Genomic DNA, 16794 nt, shown 5'->3' on the forward strand with positions numbered 1-16794 from the left:
TCTACCAGCGGTCCCGTTCGTCATTCACCGCAGGGCCAGCACGCCCACCCGCGCCTGGACAGCGCCCCAGCCAGCCTTAACTTCCCGGCCTTGCTTCATGCAGCCATCACCCTTTCGTGGATGTCCGTCACGACCTTGCGGGCCGAGGTGAACGCGCCGTGCTGCCAGGCGATGACATGGCTGAGCCAGTCGCCGGCGAAGTAGACGTGCCCGGCCGACTGGTTGAGCAGCTTGTACTCCGGACCGGTCTGCGAGGGCCAGCCCACCCAGCCGGCCTCGATGTGAGGCGTGCGGTGCCAGGCCACGCTGAAGGAGTGATCGAGTTCGGTGCGGTACTTGTCACCGTGGATCTTCACACCCCGGCTCACCGCCCGCGCGACGCGCTCAGCGTGCGGAAGAGCGCTGTACGCGACGGCGTTGGCACCGAAGTTGTAGTAGCCGATGAGTGTGCCGCGCCGGCCCTGGTAGCCGTACGAGGGGTACCAGATGGTCGCCAGATCGGTGTCGGTCGGCGTGATGCCACCGTAGATGTGCTCGTCCGTCTCCCACCAGCGGCTGCGGTACTCGAGCCCGACCTTGCCGACAGGCGTCGGGACGGCGTACTTCAGCGCGGCGGTGAACTCGGCCCGTAGATTGTGCTTGAGGCGGGCCATGACCATCGGCGGCATGGCCGCTACGACGAAGTCGGCGCGCTGGATGCGGGTGTGGTCGCCGGTGTCCTTGTAGGTGACCTCGACGCCGTCCGGCAGGTCCTTGACCTCCAGCACCGTGGCGCCATAGGCGATGCGGTGCCGGCCGATCGCCTTGGCCAGGGCGTACGGGATCGCGTCCATGCCGCCCACCGGCTGGAACATCAGCATGGCCTGGTCGTAGCCGAATTCGAAGGCGAAGCGCTGCCCCACGCCGCTGGCGACGACGTCCGACAACGACGGCACCGGGCCGAGGACTGTGCCCTCCTCGAAGGCCGCGCCCGGTTCGACGGAGTAGCCTCGCCGGTCGGTGCCGGCGTAGGCGTAGCCGTCGGTCTTGCCTTTGATGGCGCCGAAGCTCTGCAGGAAGGCGATAAGCTGCTCCTTGTCCTGCGCGGTGAGCCGTGCGTCAAGGGCGCCCTGGTCGGTGGCCTTGGCGAGCAGTTCGGAGATGTAGCCGTAGACGTCGGCCTTCGCCGTGCGCCAGCGCATGGGCTTGCCCGCGAGGGCGGCACTGTTCTCGTGGTAGATGTACGCGTTGGCGTTCTGGTTGGTGAACACCTGGAGTTCGACGCCGAGTTCGCGGCAGTACTCGAGAGTGACGTGGGACTGCGGCAGCCGGGCCGGGCCCGCGTTCATGTACTGGCCTTCGGTGAACGACGCCGTCTGCGTGCGCCCGTCGAGGTCGGTCAGCTTCGTGCCGCCGCGGACCGTCCAGTTGCGGCCCCCGGGACGGTCGTTCGCCTCCAGGATCCGGCAGTCGTAACCGGCCTTGCCCAGCTCGTACGCCGTGGCCAGGCCGGCTATGCCGCCGCCGAGCACGAGCACCTTCTTGCCGGCGCGCCCGGTGAGCGCGAAGTCGCTCCGCTGGGGCGGCCGGTACTCGTCCGCCCGCACGTCGGGCACCGGGGCGAGCCCGAGTGCGCCCATCGCCGAGTACAGGACTCCGGCACCGCCCGCGGCGCCGACGGAGCTCAGGAAGTTGCGGCGGGATGCGGGGGAGTGCCCGGTACGCGCGCCGTCCGGGGTGCGGTCGTTCGGTCAACCCGGTCGCGTGGGGGGCGAGTTGCTGAGGGGACCGGAGATACGTCGCCATGAGCCTCCTTCAGGACTGTTACAGCGCCATGCCACTGACGTAACCGGTCCGAGCCGTGAGCTGCGAGCCAGGAGGAAGGAGCGGGCGGGGCAGAGCGGCAACGACCGGGGGCGTGCCGACTGCAGGGGAAGCCCGTTTCATTGACGGGGCCGCACCCTGGCCGACTGCGAAGGGGAGGCCGGGGCCACCGAGCTTGTGGGCACCGGGACCGAGGCAATGCCCGGGAGGAAGTGGTGGGCGGCTGTCGATGCGGCTACGTCCCGTTCGACGTCGTTGATGTGCGGCGCCTCGCCGCGATGACGCGACAGAATCAGAGGAGGAACACGTGGAGCGGCAGCTGCTGAGAGTCATGAGCTTCAGCATCTCGAGCGATGGGATCGGTGCCGGTGAGCAGCAAAGTCCCAAGCGGCCGTTCGGTCACAGCCATCGCCTCTGCGTGTCCGCGGGGAGCGCCGGCCGGACGCTCGGCGGTCGGCTCAGGAGTGATGGTCGGACTGTGTCGCGTTCTGGACGGTGAGGAGCCGCACCAGAGAGCCGTCGCCGACCGCGCGCCAGCGGTGTGGAGTGGCTCCCGGGTAGCAGATGCTGTCTCCCGGGCCGAGTACGTGGGATTCGGGCCCGTCGGCGCCCCGCAGTTCGATCTCGATTTCGCCTGCCACGACGTAGACGAACTCGTCGCCGGGGTGGTCGTAGTACTCCTCGAACCGTTCGGCGGCACCGATGTGCTCCACGGGGTGGACGGAGAAGGCGGGGGCGCCGAGCATGCGCGCCGTGCCGCCGGGCCTGGCCACGTTCAGGCCCTCGCCGGAGCGTACGACGTGGGCCGAACCGGCGGGGGCGTCGGGATGCGGCAAGGCCGCCGTGGCCATGAGGGCCTGTTGGGTGGTGCCGAGGGCGCGGGCGATGCGGTGCAGGGACGGCATGCTCGGGCGGGTGAGCCCGCGCTCCAGCTGGCTGAGGAACGGATGGGACAGCGCGGCACGCTCGGCGAGCTGGACGAGGGTCAGGCCTCGCTCCTTGCGCAACTTCCGGATCGCGCCGCCGAGTTCGGCGCGCAGCAGTGCGTCGGTGTCCCCGGTGGCGGGCGACATGCTGTGGGCGGGTTGGGCCGGCATGGCAGGAATCCTAAAGGGTCGGGCGCGGCGGGCCGGGAGGGGCCGGGGGAGTGCCGCGAGAGGGTTTACGCCCGTGAAACACCCGGCCCCTACGCTGAATGTTGATGGCACGAACATTCTAGCTTCAGGGAGCCCTCATGGCCGCGGCCACCTCCGACCGTTCCGTCGTCTCCCCGCCGGATTCCGTCTTCCTCGACGCCATGGCAGCCCTCGCCGGGGGCGTGTGCGTCGTCACCGCCCTGACGGCCGAAGGGCGCCCGGTGGGCTTCACCAGTACCGCCGTGATGAGCCTGAGCCGCGCGCCGCAGTTGCTCGCCATCGGGGTGGGTCGCAGCGGCCGTTCGCTGCCCGCGCTGCTCGACGGCCGCAGGTTCGCGCTGAACATCCTGCACTGCGGGGGCGAACACGTCTCCCGGCGGTTCGCCGACCGCACCGGGGACCGGTTCGCGGACCTGGAGTGGTCGGCCGAGGAGCACGGCGGGCTGCCGCTGCTGCTCGCGCACAGCTCGTACGCGGTGCTGTGCCGAGTCGTGTGCGACCTCCCGGCCGGCGACCACCACTTGATCGTCGCGGCCGTGGACGACGTGGTGACCGGAACCGGCGGACCGACCGCCCTCGTGCACCACGACCGGCGCTACCACGCGCTCGGCGCCGCGTGAGTGGCCCCGCCTGGTTCCAGGTGGCCGAGACCGGGCCGGGCGCCTTCGTGATCGCCGAGCCGGGTCACGTCAACAGCTATCTCGTGCTCGGCGACGACATGGCACTGCTCTACGACACGGGCATGGGCATCGCCGACATCGGCGAGCAGGTCCGACGGCTGACCCGCCTGCCCCTGTTGGTCGTCAACTCGCACCACCACTTCGACCACCGCGGCGGCAACGCGTCCCTTGTCGCGCACGCCGAGGAAATCGCCGTACACGTCGAGGGAGCCGCACTCCACACGGGTCCCGCTCCGCACGAGTGGCTGGAGGCGTACGGGCACGTCGCGCACGACCTGAGGAAACGGTACGAGGAGTTCCACGCCCTGGACGCCGGCGGGTTCTTCCTGACCGACTCCCGCGTCGAGGTGCGGCCGGTGCCCGACCTGGCCGACTGGCGGATCGAGGCCGTACGCCCCACGCGGCTGCTGCGCGAGGGAGAGGTACTCGACCTGGGCGGCCGCAGCCTCCAGGTTCTGCACACCCCCGGGCACTCACCGGACGGCATCTGCCTCTGGGAGCCGGAGACCGGGCTGCTGCTGGCCGGTGACACCCTCATCAGCGGCACCTTCTTCGCCCATGTGCCCGGCGCCGACGTGAGCGCCTTCGCCGCCTCGACCCGCCGACTCGCCGAACTGCCCGTCACCACCGCGCTGCTGGGCCACAACCTGCGGCACCGGGAGTCGGCGGACTTCGTGGCCCGGGTCGCCGGCGCCTTCGCCGCCGTACGGGACGGCCACACCCGCCCGTACACCTCCACCGACATGTTCGGCGCCCCCGTACGCCGTCACGACTTCGACGGTTTCGCGGTGCTCACCGCGCCGCACGGAACGGAGCGCTGACATGCCGACTCTGCTGCTGCGCGGTGCACAGGTGCCCGGGGGAGAGGTCCGTGACGTCCTCCTGGACCCCGGTAGCGGGTTTGTCGTCCAGGTGGCCCCGCCCGGTGTGCTTCCTCCTGCCGGAGACGAACTCGACCTGCACGGCTGGCTGCTGCTGGCCGCCGGTGCCGAACCGCATGCACACCTGGACAAAGCCCTGACCTGGGACCTGACGGGCGCCCCGGCGGGAGACCTGCTCGCCGCCATCGACGCCTGGCGCGCGTATGCCGTGCGCGTCACCGAGGACGACGTCTTCCGGCGGGCCAAGGCGACGGTCGACGAACTGTGCGCGAACGGCGTGACGGCGATCAGGACCCACGTGGACCTCCTCACGGCAGGCGGCGATCCGCTGCGGGGTCTGCGTGCCCTGCTGCGGCTGCGCAGGCAGCTCCGGGGACGTGTGCGCCTGCAGATCGCCGTCCTCCACGTCGACGCACCGGAGGAACTCCTGCACGAGGCCCTCGACCTCGGAGCGGACCTGCTGGGCGACTGTCCTCACCTGTCCACCGACCCCGCGGCGTCCGTGCGACGTACCCTGCGTATCGCTGCCGAGCACCACGTCGGCGTCGACCTGCACGCCGACGAGACTCTTGATCCGGGTGCGGGGGATCTGCGCCTGCTCGCGCGGGCCGTCCGCGAGCAGGGCTTCGCCCTCGGTGTCACCGCGAGCCACTGCGTCAGCCTCGGCACGGTGGCGCCGGACGAGGCGGCTCGCACCGCCAAGGAGGTCGCCGCCGCCGGGATCGGCGTGGTCACCCTCCCGCTGACGAACCTCTACCTCCAGGGCCGCGGCCGCCCGTCGTGCACTCCGCGCGGACTGACCGCGGTGCGTGCGCTGCTGGACGCGGGCGTGGCGGTCGCGGCCGGTGGTGACAACGTCCGGGACCCGTTCAACCCCGTGGGCCGGGCGGATCCCCTGGAGACCGCGTCCCTGCTGGTCGCGGCCGGTCATCTCACCCCGGGCGAGGCGCTGCACGCGGTCACCGCGGGCGCCCGCGCGGTCCTCGGGCTCCCGGCGGCCGGACCGTACGAGGGTGCGGTCGCCGACCTCCTGGCGGTGCGCGCACGGTCCGTCTCGGAGGTGCTCGGTGCGTCCTGCCCCGAGCGGCTCGTCTTCGCCGGCGGGCGGCTCGTCAGCCGTACGTCGGTGGTCCGCGAGCTCTTCTGAACCGGGCCGCTCCCGCTGAACGGGACCGTTTCGGCGAACAGATACGGCCAGGACACTGGCCGGAAACAATCAATGTTCATGCTATCAACATTCCTGACTGTGGCACTGAAGGGAGCTGATGTGCCGACCACCGCCGAGGAGACGCTCGACGCGACGCTGCGATTCGAGAGCGTCGACAAGCACTTCGCCAACGGGACCACCGCCCTCACCGGACTCGAACTCTCCATCGCCCCCGGCGAGTTCGTCGCCGTCGTCGGCCCCTCGGGCTGCGGCAAGTCCACCCTGCTCCGCCTCGCCTCCGGCCTGGACACCGCCACCGGCGGCACGGTCCACGCCCCCGTCGACTCGGTCGGCTACGTCTTCCAGGACCCGACCCTGCTGCCCTGGCGGACCGTCCTCGCCAACGTCGAGCTGCCCGCCGAACTCGCCGGGACGGCGAAGGCCGACCGCCGCGCACGAGCCCTGGACGCCCTGCGGCTGGTGGGGCTGGAGGGCGCCGAGAAGCAGCTGCCGGGACAGCTGTCCGGCGGCATGCGTATGCGCGTCTCCCTGGCCCGCGCCCTCATGACCCGGCCGTCCCTGTTCCTGCTCGACGAACCCTTCGGCGCCCTGGACGAGATGACCCGCCTGCGCATGCAGGAAGAACTCCAGCGCATCTACGCCGAGACCGGCTTCGCCGCCCTGTTCATCACCCACTCGGTGACCGAGGCCGTCTTCCTGGCGAGCCGGGTCGTGGTGATGTCGGCGCGGCCCGGCCGCATCACCGCCTCCTTCGACGTCCCGTTCCCCCATCCCCGTCCGGCCGAGCTGCGCTACGACCCCGAGTTCGGCCGCATCGCCGGCAAGGTCTCGGCGGCTCTGCGAGGAGGTTTCCAGTGAGCGCCGACATCACCGCCCGCGCCGAAGTGACCGTACCCGCAGCGGATGTGACGACGACCGAACCGGCGCCGCCGGCACGTCGGCGCCGCATCCGGCCCGCCGCGGTGCTCACCCCGCTCGGGTCGCTCGGTGCGGCCATCGGCATCTGGTACGCCGCGAGCTATCTGCTGCTCAGCCCCGCCCGGCGCTTCCTCGTCCCGCCGCCCGACCAGGTCCTCACCGTGTCGTTCCTCGACTGGACCCACCTGCAGCCGATGCTCCGGGCGCTGTGGCTCACCGCCCAGGTCGCGCTCGTCGGCCTGCTCATCGCCTCCGCGCTGGGCGTGCTGGTGGCGGTGCTGATGAGCAGGGCGCGCTGGCTGGAACGCTCCCTGTACCCGTACGCGGTCATCCTGCAGACCGTGCCGATCCTCGCGATCGTGCCGCTGATCGGCCTCTGGTTCGGCTTCGGCTTCACCAGCCGGGTGGTCGTGTGCGTCCTGATCGCCCTCTTCCCGATGATCGCCAACACACTGTTCGGCATCCAGTCGGTCGACCGCACCCACCACGACCTGTTCACCCTTCAGCGGGCGAGCCGCTGGGCCCGCCTGCGCAAGCTCGAACTGCCCGCCGCCCTTCCCTCGATCTTCACCGGTCTGCGCACGTCCTCCGGCCTGTCCGTGATCGGTGCGATCGTCGGCGACATGTTCTTCAAGCAGGGCGAACCCGGCATCGGGACCCTGCTCGACGTCTACCGCTCCCGGCTGCAGTCCGAGGACCTCTTCGCGGCGATCATCCTCGCCTCCCTCTTCGGCGTCGCGGTCTTCGCCCTCTTCACCCTCGTCGCTCGGCTCGCCGTCGGCTCCTGGCACGCCTCGGCCGACCGGCCGTAGACCCGCCCCCCGCCCTTCCCTCATCTCCCCCCGTCCCTCAGGGAGTTCAGTCATGCCCACATCCGCCGGACGCGTCGCCGTCGCGGGCGTTTCCTCCGCAATCCTCCTGGTGTCCGCCACTGCCTGCGGCGGTGGTTCCATGGCCGCCACCGCTTCCGCCGCCAAGCTCCCGGCCGCCCCCGCCGCCCAGCGCCTGACCGGCGTCTGCCCGAAGACGGTCGTCGTCCAGGTCGACTGGGAGCCCGAGGCCGAACACGGTCCCCTCTACCACCTCGTGGGCCCCGGCTACAGCGTCGACGCCGACAAGAAACGGGTCACCGGCCCGCTGGTCATCGGCGGCAAGGACACCGGCGTCGACATCCAGATCAGGGCCGGTGGCTCCGCCATCGGCTACCAGAGCGTCCCCTCGCAGATGTACGTCGACAAGAGCATCACCCTCGGCACGGTCACCACCGACGTGGCCATCTCGGCGTCTGCCAAGCAGCCGGTCACGGCCGTGGCGGCGCTGATGAAGAAGAGCCCGCAGGTCCTGATGTGGGACCCCGCGACCCACCCCGGCTGGAAGTCGATCGCCGACATCGGCAAGTCGGACGCCAAGGTCGTCTACGTGGACGGCAGCACCTATGCCTCGCTGCTGGTCTCCAAGGGACTGATCAAGAAGACCCAGCTGGACGGGAGTTACGACGGCGCACCCGCCCGCTTCGTCGCCAACCCCGGCATCGCCCAGCAGGGCTTCGCCACCGCGGAGCCGTACATCTACCAGCACGAGGTGTCGGCCTGGAAGAAGCCGATCAAGTACCAGCTGCTCTCGGACGTCGGCTTCACCGTCTACCCGGAGTCCCTGTCCGTGCGCAGCGGCGAGCTGAAGTCGCTCAGCCCCTGCCTGAAGAAGCTCGTCCCCGTCCTCCAGCAATCGGCCGCCGACTTCGCGGCCGAGCCGTCGGCGACGGTCAAACTCATCAGCGACCTGGTCCAGCAGTACAACACCGGCTGGGTCTACTCAGAGGGCACCGGCACCTTCGCCGCCAAGCAGATGGTCGAACTCGGCATCCTCGGCAACGAATCCGACGGCAGCGTCGGCAGCTTCGACATGAAGCGCGTCGCCTCCGTCCTGAAGACCTTCACCCCGCTCGTCGAGCTGAGCGGCGCCAAGGTCAAGCCGGGCCTGACGGCGCAGGACCTGGCGACCGACGACTTCACCGACCCCTCGATCGGACTGAAGCGATGACGAGAACCAACCTGACCGCACTCACCGAACTCGTCGACGACCAGGACGCCGGGCCGACCCCGAGTGTGACGGAGCGTCAGTCCACGCCCGCTATCGAGGAGTTCTGTGCCGAGGCCGCCGCACTCCTCGGCTCCGACGGGGTGGTCCGCGACCCAGCCGTGCGGGAGAAGGCCTCCTGCGACTGGGCCCACATGTCGCCCATCCTCTCGGCGAAACTCCCCGCGGGCCACGCCGAGGCCGTCCTGCGCCCCACCGCGCACGAGCAGATCCCCGGCCTCCTCGCCCTGGCCCACCACCACCGCATCCCCCTCACCCCGCGCGGCAAGGGCACCGGCAACTACGGCCAGGCGATCCCGCTGTACGACGGCGTGGTGCTCGACCTCACCGGCTGCGGCCGCGTCCTCGACGCGGGCGACGGCTGGATCCGCGCCGAGGCCGGGGCGAAGATGTCCGACCTGGAGGCGCACGCCCGCACTCTCGGCCAGGAGCTGTGGATGTTCCCGTCCACCTTCGGCACCACGCTCGGCGGTTTCCTCTCCGGCGGCAGCGGCGGCACCGGCTCCCTCGTGCACAAGACCAACAGTGACGGTTTCGTACGGGAGTTGACGGTGGCGCCCTGCACGGCCGACGCCGAGCCGTTCATCGTCCAGGACGCGGACGCGCTGCCGTACATCCATGCCTACGGCACCACCGGCATCATCACCACCGCCACCGTACGGCTCCAACGGGCCCGCACCTGGACGGGGTTGTTCGCCGCCTTCCCCGACTGGACCTCCGCCACCGCCGCGCTCGACGCACTCGTACGCCTCGAACCGGCCCCGCGCCTGGCCTCACTGGACGAGGCCGGCCTCGTCCGGGTCTACCCGCCCGACCCCGCACTGGACCCCACGGCCCTGAACCTGCGCGCGATCATCGAGGAGGAGGCCGCCGACCAGGCGCAGGCGATCGTCCGGTCCTACGACGGGGAAGTCCTCGACGTGCGGTCGGCGCCGGACGGCCCCGCCCTGATCAGCTCGCTGTCCTTCAATCACCCCACCTACCACCTGATGAAGGCAGAAGAGGGCTGGTTCCACCTGGAGATCCGCGGCGACGTCCTGCTCGGCGACACCACCGAGATCAAGGAGGTCTTCCCGGACACCCTGCTCCACCTGGAAGGCATGCGCTCGGGCACGGTCGGCATGCTCATGGCCCGCTACCAGGGCGAGCAGAGCGTCTACGACGGCATCGCCGCCCTGGAGGTCCTGGGTGTCGGTGTGCACAGTCCGCACAACTGGCACGTCGACCGCCGACTGGACCTGGTCCGGGAGACGGCCCGCACCGCGGACCCGCTCGGCCTGCTCAACCCCGGCAAGATTCCCGCCCCTTCGCAGGAGACGCCGTGACCTTCACCCGCTTCATCGACCTCAGCGGCCCGGAGATCGAACGGTTCGGCGAGGACACCGTCGCCGTGCTGCCCGTCGGTGCGATCGAACAGCACGGGCCCCATCTGCCGGTCGCCACCGACCACTACATGGCCGAGGCCGTCGCCGAAGGCGCCGCCCGGCTGGCGGGGGAGAGCTGCGACATCACGCTGCTGCCGGGCCTCGCCTACACCAAGTCCGACGAACACGCGTGGTCCGCGGGCACGTTGTGGCTCACCGCCCGCACCCTGCTGTCCGTCGTCGACGACATCGGCCGCTCCCTGGCCGCCGGTCCCGTGCGACGGCTCGCCTTCCTCAACGCGCACGGCGGCAACAGCGCCCTGCTCGGCGTCGCCCTGCGCGAACTGCGCACCCGTCACGGCCTGCGCACCTTCCTGCTGCACGCCTCCCTCCCCGCCGACCAGGGCGGCGCCTCCCCGGCCACGGAACTCGGCATGGGCGTGCACGGCGGCCTGAAGGAGACCTCCGCCATGCTCCATCTCCGCCCGGACCTGGTCGACATGAGCCAGGCCCGCCGCGCCGTCCCAGAACACCTCACCGCCTACGAGCACATCGGCTTCGGCAAGCCGGTGTCCTTCGGCTGGACCAGCGACGACTTCGCCACCGGCACCGGCACCGGCGTCGTCGGCGACCCCACCGGCGCCACCCCGGAACTGGGCCGCAAACTCCTCGACGCCTCCATCGCCGCGGCCGCCGCCGCACTGCGCGAATGCGCGCGCTTCCGGCCCGACCGCCCCGTGTCCTCCTAGGGAGCCCGCCATGGCCAACCCCCCGCTGCACACACCGCTGCGCGACATCACCGCCCACCACATCACCGCAGGCGACACCGTCAAGCTCGCCGTCCTCACCGGCCCCCGGGACGGCTCGCCCACCACCGTCGTCTTCGAGGTGTGGGAACCGGGCGGCGCCCAGCCCCTGAACTGGCACCCCGAGTCCGTCGAGACCTTCGTGGTACTCGCCGGCCACGGCCGTGCCGCCAGCGACGAGCACGAGCGCGACCTCGCCCCCGGTGACGTCCTGGTCCTGCCCACCGGCTCCAAACACCGCATCGTCAACACCTCCGCCACCGAACGCCTCTACACCCTCACCGTGATGTCCCCCGACGAAGGCTTCGCCGACCTCATCGAACACGGGCCGCTCGCCACGCTGGACGAGCAGGACCTGGCCGTGCTGCGCGCGGGAACATCGTGACCGTGGATCTTCTCGACGCCTTCTGGGCATACGAACGGGCCCTGGCCGCCAACGACGTGGCGGCCCTGGACCACTGGTTCATGGACGCACCCGACACCCTGCGCGCCGAGGGCGACACCGTGCTGGTGGGCCACGCCGCCATCGCCGACTTCCGGCGGGGCAGAGACGGGGCCCCGGCGCGGGTGGTCGAGCGGGTGCACGTGGTCCGGCCGGCCCCGCAGGTCGCGGTCGTCACGGCCGAGACGCGGCGGCCGGACGGAACGCGCGGTCTGCAGACCCAGGTGTGGCAACACACCGACGCCGGGTGGCGGATCGCCGCCGCGCACGTCGGCGCCGTGCCCGCACCCGCGCCGGACGACCGCCCGGATCCGGCGGTGTGGCGGGTGGCCGGCCCGCTGGTGGCGTCCACCGGGAAGGGCCCGCTGGTGCACGTCCGCCTCGCCGTGAAGGACCTGTTCGCCGTGGCGGGACAGCGCGTCGGCGCCGGAAACCCGACGTGGCTGGCGCAGGCCCGTACCGAAGAGGCGCACGCGCAGGCCCTACGACGCCTGCTGGAGGCGGGTGCCGAACTCACCGGCATCGCCCAGACCGACGAACTCGCCTTCAGCCTCGCCGGGACCAACGTGCACTACGGAGCCCCCGTCAACCCCGCCGCACCCGGCCGGATCACCGGCGGCTCCAGCAGCGGCCCGGCCGCCGCCGTGGCCCGCGGCTGGGCGGACCTGGCGCTGGCCACCGACACGGCCGGATCGATCCGCGTTCCCGCCTCCTACTGCGGCCTGTACGGCTGGCGGCCCACGCACGGGACAACTCCCGCCGCAGGCCTGCTGGCCCTGGCGTCCTCCTTCGACACGGCAGGACTCCTGGCCCGCGACCCCGCCCTGCTGAGGACAGCGGCCGAAGCACTGCTGACCGCCGCCGGGACACCCCTGCCGGTCACCGAACTCGTGGTGGACGAGGACCTGGTGGCACTCGCCGAACCCGAGGTCCGCGCCTCCTTCAAGGCCGCCTGCCGCGCGTTGCTGCCGCCTGTGACGACAACGGCCACCGGGGTGGCTGAGCACCTGGACGACTGGTTCGCCGCCTTCCGCACGGTCCAGGCCGCCGAGGCCTGGCAGCAGCACGGCCCCTGGATCACCGCACACCCGGGCGCGCTCGCCCCGGACGTCGCCGCACGCTTCGACAACGGCCGCCGGGTGGCCGAGGCCGAACGGGCGCACGCGGAACAGACCCTGGCGGACGCGCGGAAGGTGCTGGACGCCGTACTGGCGCCCGGCACCGGCCTGCTGCTGCCCGCCACCAGCGGCCCGGCCCTCCGCGCCGACGCGCCGCCCGAGGAGGTGGAGGCCGTACGCGTCGCCACCCTCCGCCTGACCTGCCTCGCCTCACTGGCCGGGCTGCCGGCGGTCGTCGCTCCGCTGCTGCGCGTGCGGTCACTGCCCGTGGGCCTGTGCGTACTGGGCGGCCGGGGGAGCGACCGCGCCCTGCTGGACCTCACCACCGGATGGAGGAGCCCCGCACATGCCTGAGGCCCAGGGCCTGATCGGGCCCAACCCCCGCAACGCCTGGAGAGTCGACGGCAAGACCGTCACCCTCGCCCGCCCGCACCGGCAACCACGCCCGGTCACCGTCCAGGCGCTGCCGCAGCGGGTGACCGCCGACCTCGCCGCCACCGCCCTGATCGTCGTCGACATGCAGAACGACTTCTGCTCTCCGGACGGCTGGCTCGCCTCCATCGGCGTGGATGTGACCCCCGCCCGCGCCCCGATCCCCGTCCTCGCCGGCCTGCTGCCGCTACTGCGCGCCGCCGGCGTTCCCGTGATCTGGCTCAACTGGGGCAACCGCTCCGACCGGGCCAACCTCCCGCCCGGCGTGCTGCACGTCTACGACCCCGACGGCGCCGGCGCCGGCATCGGTGCCCCGCGGCCGGGCGGCCGGGTGCTGGAGCAGGACAGCCCCTCGGCCGCGATCGTCGCGGGGCTGGAGACGGCGGACGGCGACCTGCACGTCTCGAAGTACCGGATGAGCGGCTTCCAGGACACCGTCCTGGACACCGTGCTGCGCAACCTGCGCGTCGACACCCTGTTGTTCACCGGGGTCAACGCCGACCAGTGTGTCCTGGCCACCCTCATGGACGCCGCGAACCTCGGCTACGACGTCCTCATGGTCCAGGACGCGGTGGCCACCACCTCACCCGCCTACTGCATGGACGCCACGCTCTACAACGTCCGCCAGTGCTTCGGCTTCACCCTCACCGCCGAAGCCCTGAACGAGGCGCTGAAGGAGGCCCTGAAGTGAAACTCCTCCAGCCCGGAGCCGGCCCCCTCGACGGCGAGCACTACCTCCTCTCCGACCCTGCCCGGGTGCACTGGGGCCTGCTGCCCAACGCCACCGCGAAACCGGCGCTGACCATTCGCTCGGGCGAGACCATCACCTTCGACACCATCAGCCATGAGGGCATCCTCGAAGACCAGGGCCGCGACCCGGTCGCCTTCTTCGGCGCGGCCGGCATCCCGACGAGCGATCTGCTGTACGACACCGTCGAACTGGCCGCCTCCGCACGCGAACACCTGCCGCAGACACAGGGCCCGCACGTCGTCACCGGCCCCGTGGCCCTGCACGGTGCACGGCCCGGCGACGTCCTGGAGGCCGAAGTCCTCACGCTGCACCGCCGTGCGCCGTACGGCGTGATCAGCAACCGGCACGGCAAAGGCGCCCTGCCCGGCGAATACCCGCAGCCCCCGGCAGGCCGGCCTGCCAGCTTCATCGCGACGGTCGCGGAAGACGGCCGGGGCCGTCTCCCGGTCGGTGACGGCCGCCAGCTCGCCTTCCCGCTTCGGCCCTTCCTCGGCATCATGGGGGTCGCTCCGGCCACCGAATCCGCCGTCCACTCCGTCCCACCGGGCCCGCACGGCGGGAACATCGACGTCCGCCACCTCGGCACCGGCGCCCGCCTCTTCCTCCCCGTCCAGGTCCCCGACGCCCTCTTCTACGTCGGCGACCCGCACTTCTCCCAGGGCGACGGCGAAGTCGCCCTCACCGCCTTCGAAGCCCCGCTGCGCGCCACGCTCCGCCTCACAGTCCACAGCAACCCGGCCACCCGCTCGCTGGCCGCCCGCCTGCGCGCCCCCTTCGCGGAAACCCCGACCGAGCACATCGTCCTGGGCCTGGACCACGACCTCGACGAGGCCCTGCGCAACGCCGTGCGCGACGCGCTGACGCTGCTGACAGACCGGTTCGGCATCCCCGGCCCGGTCGGCCTCGCCTACCTGAGCGCGGCGGCCGACTTCCATGTATCCCAGGTGGTGGACATCGTCAAAGGGGTCCACGGCCGGATCTCGAAGGCGGACCTGCCGGGCTGAACCCGGGTGAACACCGTCATCGTCCTCACGGGCCTCGCCGGTAGCGCCCTGCTCCATGCCTTCGTACGACGCCAACAGCGCATCCATGAGCCATTGTTGGACTTCGCTCTCTTCCGTGAGCGCAGCTTCACCACGGCCACCTTGTGTGTCATCGGCTGCTTCGGCAGCTACGTCGCCCTGCTGTTCTTCTGATGCCGCTGGCCGGTGCCAACGCCCTCGGCGCGGTCACGGCCCCCTGGGCGGCGAACCGGTGGGGCAACCGCTGGGCCCTCACCGGAGCGCTCTCCCTCTTCGCCGTCGCGTACGCCGCCATCGCGCCCGTCGGTGACACCGCGCACTACGGCGAACGACTCGTCCCGCTGCTCGCCGCCGGGCTCGGCGTCGCCGCCCTCGGCACCGTCCTGACCGCCGTGTACCGCACGGGCCTGCCCGATGTGCCGGGCCTCTCCGGAGAACAGCAGGCCAGAGCGGGGGAGTCGTTCGCCGCAGCGGAGGATGTCATAGCACACCTGCCGTCCCGGACCGCCCACGCAGTGCTGCACTCGGCACGGCACGCCTACGACGGTGGCTTCACCGCGGTGTCGGTGATCGCGGCGATCGGCCTGGCCGCCACCGCACTCATGGCTGCGCCCCTGCCCGGCCGCGAAGCAGGCCGACGAGGACTGACCGGTCCTGGAAGACCAGGTCCCAGCCGTCAATGCCGGCCACCTGGACAGCGGTCGGGTGAACTCATCAAGAGGGTCCACATCTACGTGGACCCGGACTTCGCCAACACACGCCGAAGGTGTGGCTTGGGGCAAGTCGGTGCAGGACAGCATCGCCGGCCTGTAGTCGACAGCCTGCACTGTGGTGTCGCCACTGGGACGGGGGCCGCATGGGGACGAGATCGCACTGCCCTATCCAGGAACGCGGTGTGCTGCTGTGCGGACAACCGCAGATGGACAGCCTCTCGACCACCCAGCGGCGACGCAGGACGACGTGATCTCGGGGTGTATCGGCCGCAGCCGGAACAAGACCTCCTTCGCCGCGTCGCGGGCGGTCATGTCCGCGGGGGTGGCCGTCACGAACCGCAGCAGGCCCTTGGTGTCGACGACCAGGTGCCGCTGACGCTCATTAGAACTCCTAACAAAGTGAGAGGTTGACCAGTCGTCGCCAGCAGATGATGCCGCAGGCCAGGCTGAGGAAGGCTTCGTGGATGTCGTCGCGGATCTCCCAGCGGATGCGCAGTCGGCGGAACCAGTGCAGCAGCGCAAAGCCCTGCTCGACCACCCAGCGATGCACGCCCAGTCCGGAACCGTGCTCGACGCCGCGCCGCGCGATGACCGGGGTGATTCCCAGGGCCCGCAGGTGTTTGCGGTACTTGTCGTGGTCGTAGCCCCGGTCGGCGTAGAGCGCGACCGGTCGGCGTCGGGGCCGTCCCTGCCGGCCGCGTATGGGCGGGACGGCCTGGATCAGGGGGGTGAGCTGGGTGACTTCGTTTCGGTTTCCGCCGGTCAGCGATACCGCCAGCGGGATGCCGTGCCCTTCGGTGATCAGATGGTGCTTGGAGCCTGTTCGGGCACGGTCGACCGGGCTCGGTCCTGTTTTGGGCCGCCTTTGAGCGCCCTGACGTGCGAGCCGTCGATCACCGCCCTCGACCAGTTCAGCGCGCCGGCGGCGTTCAGCTCGGCCAGGAGCGACTCGTGCAGACGCTGCCAGACTCCCGCGTCGTTCCAGTCACGCAAGCGCCGCCAGCAGGTCATGCCCGAGCCGAAGCCCAGCTCCTGGGGCAGGAACTCCCACGGAATGCCGGTGTACAGCACGAACAGGATGCCCGACAGCACCTTCCGGTCGTCCAGACGCTTGCGACCGGGGTGATCCGTGCGGCGCGGCACAACCGGCAGCAACGGCTCGATCCGCTCCCACAGCCCATCCGGCACGATCCACGGCGGCTGCTCACCCCTTCTCATGTCCAGGCTAACAACCCATCAGACACTAACATTTCAAGGCAAGTTGCAGAATTCTGTTAGGAGTTCTTAGGGCGTGCAGATCTTTAACCCGTGGCTTCCCGTTCGATGGGTCGTTGCTCTGGTATGGGTGGGCTGGAAGTACAACGGGCTGTGCTGGCGGCGAAGTTCGGGGCGATCCTGCCGCACCTCGACGAGCGACAGCGTCGTCTGCTGATAGGAGCGGAGGCCCGGTCACTCGGGCACGG

General features: G+C 71.0%; 16 protein-coding genes and 2 pseudogenes. 14 read left to right on the plus strand and 4 right to left on the minus strand.

The genetic code is table 11. The annotated features are described in order from the left end of the window. Positions 1-95: 95 nt before the first annotated feature. A complete protein-coding gene (locus AB0N07_RS45550) occupies positions 96-1619 on the minus strand; it encodes a flavin monoamine oxidase family protein (protein WP_365845936.1) in 1524 nt (507 codons plus the stop codon). 515 nt (positions 1620-2134) lie between these two features. Between AB0N07_RS45550 and AB0N07_RS45555 the strand changes: the two are divergent. Continuing rightward, a pseudogene (locus AB0N07_RS45555) lies at positions 2135-2212 on the plus strand (deaminase); the annotation flags it as partial. Between the two features lie 49 nt (positions 2213-2261). On the opposite strand, the gene AB0N07_RS45560 reads toward AB0N07_RS45555, so the two are convergent. Further along, on the minus strand, positions 2262-2900 hold the full coding sequence (locus tag AB0N07_RS45560; protein WP_365845938.1) for an XRE family transcriptional regulator: 639 nt from the start codon (positions 2898-2900) through the stop codon (positions 2262-2264). Between the two features lie 137 nt (positions 2901-3037). Here AB0N07_RS45560 and AB0N07_RS45565 point away from each other — a divergent pair, with 137 nt between their 5' ends. The 13 genes from AB0N07_RS45565 (at position 3038) to AB0N07_RS45625 (ending at position 14792) form a co-directional block, all read left to right on the plus strand. Beyond that, the gene (locus AB0N07_RS45565; protein ID WP_365845940.1) at positions 3038-3559 is read left to right on the plus strand and encodes a flavin reductase family protein; all 522 of its coding nucleotides are present in this window, start codon (positions 3038-3040) and stop codon (positions 3557-3559) included. Further along, a complete protein-coding gene (locus tag AB0N07_RS45570; protein WP_365845942.1) occupies positions 3556-4440 on the plus strand; it encodes an MBL fold metallo-hydrolase in 885 nt (294 codons plus the stop codon). Before AB0N07_RS45565 ends, AB0N07_RS45570 begins: the two co-directional genes overlap by 4 nt. A 1-nt stretch (position 4441) precedes the next feature. Then, a complete protein-coding gene (locus tag AB0N07_RS45575) occupies positions 4442-5647 on the plus strand; it encodes an amidohydrolase family protein (RefSeq protein WP_365845944.1) in 1206 nt (401 codons plus the stop codon). Positions 5648-5767: 120 nt separating this feature from the next. Then, on the plus strand, positions 5768-6526 hold the full coding sequence (locus AB0N07_RS45580; protein WP_365845946.1) for an ABC transporter ATP-binding protein: 759 nt from the start codon (positions 5768-5770) through the stop codon (positions 6524-6526). Next, positions 6523-7398: an ABC transporter permease gene (locus AB0N07_RS45585; RefSeq protein ID WP_365845948.1), complete on the plus strand. Its 876-nt coding sequence runs from the start codon at positions 6523-6525 to the stop codon at positions 7396-7398. The genes AB0N07_RS45580 and AB0N07_RS45585 overlap by 4 nt, the downstream gene beginning before the upstream one ends. Before the next feature lie 52 nt (positions 7399-7450). Next, positions 7451-8626 (plus strand): hypothetical protein, encoded by a 1176-nt coding sequence (locus AB0N07_RS45590; protein ID WP_365845950.1) that lies wholly within the window; start codon positions 7451-7453, stop codon positions 8624-8626. Beyond that, positions 8623-10008 (plus strand): FAD-binding protein, encoded by a 1386-nt coding sequence (locus tag AB0N07_RS45595; RefSeq protein ID WP_365845952.1) that lies wholly within the window; start codon positions 8623-8625, stop codon positions 10006-10008. The genes AB0N07_RS45590 and AB0N07_RS45595 overlap by 4 nt, the downstream gene beginning before the upstream one ends. Further along, the gene (locus AB0N07_RS45600) at positions 10005-10796 is read left to right on the plus strand and encodes a creatininase family protein (protein ID WP_365845955.1); all 792 of its coding nucleotides are present in this window, start codon (positions 10005-10007) and stop codon (positions 10794-10796) included. Before AB0N07_RS45595 ends, AB0N07_RS45600 begins: the two co-directional genes overlap by 4 nt. A gap of 10 nt (positions 10797-10806) precedes the next feature. Next, positions 10807-11238, plus strand: a complete 432-nt coding sequence (locus tag AB0N07_RS45605) for a cupin domain-containing protein (protein ID WP_365845957.1) — start codon at positions 10807-10809, stop codon at positions 11236-11238. A 2-nt stretch (positions 11239-11240) separates the two neighbouring features. Then, positions 11241-12767, plus strand: a complete 1527-nt coding sequence (locus AB0N07_RS45610) for an amidase (protein WP_365845959.1) — start codon at positions 11241-11243, stop codon at positions 12765-12767. Beyond that, positions 12760-13536 carry an isochorismatase family cysteine hydrolase gene (locus AB0N07_RS45615; protein WP_365845961.1) on the plus strand — a complete coding sequence of 259 codons (777 nt, stop codon included), beginning with the start codon at positions 12760-12762 and terminating at the stop codon, positions 13534-13536. Before AB0N07_RS45610 ends, AB0N07_RS45615 begins: the two co-directional genes overlap by 8 nt. Beyond that, positions 13533-14600, plus strand: a complete 1068-nt coding sequence (locus AB0N07_RS45620) for an acetamidase/formamidase family protein (protein ID WP_365845963.1) — start codon at positions 13533-13535, stop codon at positions 14598-14600. The genes AB0N07_RS45615 and AB0N07_RS45620 overlap by 4 nt, the downstream gene beginning before the upstream one ends. 6 nt (positions 14601-14606) lie before the next feature. Beyond that, entirely contained in the window at positions 14607-14792 is a 186-nt protein-coding gene (locus AB0N07_RS45625; RefSeq protein WP_365845965.1) for a hypothetical protein, read from the plus strand. Positions 14793-15577: 785 nt separating this feature from the next. Here AB0N07_RS45625 and AB0N07_RS45630 read toward each other — a convergent pair. Continuing rightward, positions 15578-15715 (minus strand): annotated as a pseudogene (locus tag AB0N07_RS45630) (IS5/IS1182 family transposase); the annotation flags it as partial. A gap of 7 nt (positions 15716-15722) precedes the next feature. After that, a protein-coding gene (locus tag AB0N07_RS45635) for an IS5 family transposase (RefSeq protein WP_365845967.1) occupies positions 15723-16549 on the minus strand; the annotation gives its coding sequence in 2 pieces (ribosomal slippage) (positions 15723-16189 and positions 16189-16549; 828 coding nt in all). Positions 16550-16794: the final 245 nt, after the last annotated feature.

Source organism: Streptomyces sp. NPDC051172 (assembly GCF_040682555.1).
GTDB lineage: Bacteria > Actinomycetota > Actinomycetes > Streptomycetales > Streptomycetaceae > Streptomyces.

Bases quoted from the DNA above. Each gene is read 5' to 3' on its own strand.
- AB0N07_RS45595 (WP_365845952.1), top strand. From the start codon at position 8,623: ATGACGAGAACCAACCTGACCGCACTCACCGAACTCGTCGACGACCAG.
- AB0N07_RS45615 (WP_365845961.1), top strand. From the start codon at position 12,760: ATGCCTGAGGCCCAGGGCCTGATCGGGCCCAACCCCCGCAACGCCTGG.
- AB0N07_RS45550 (WP_365845936.1), bottom strand. From the start codon at position 1,619: ATGGGCGCACTCGGGCTCGCCCCGGTGCCCGACGTGCGGGCGGACGAG.
- AB0N07_RS45605 (WP_365845957.1), top strand. From the start codon at position 10,807: ATGGCCAACCCCCCGCTGCACACACCGCTGCGCGACATCACCGCCCAC.
- AB0N07_RS45575 (WP_365845944.1), top strand. From the start codon at position 4,442: ATGCCGACTCTGCTGCTGCGCGGTGCACAGGTGCCCGGGGGAGAGGTC.
- AB0N07_RS45565 (WP_365845940.1), top strand. From the start codon at position 3,038: ATGGCCGCGGCCACCTCCGACCGTTCCGTCGTCTCCCCGCCGGATTCC.
- AB0N07_RS45560 (WP_365845938.1), bottom strand. From the start codon at position 2,900: ATGCCGGCCCAACCCGCCCACAGCATGTCGCCCGCCACCGGGGACACC.
- AB0N07_RS45590 (WP_365845950.1), top strand. From the start codon at position 7,451: ATGCCCACATCCGCCGGACGCGTCGCCGTCGCGGGCGTTTCCTCCGCA.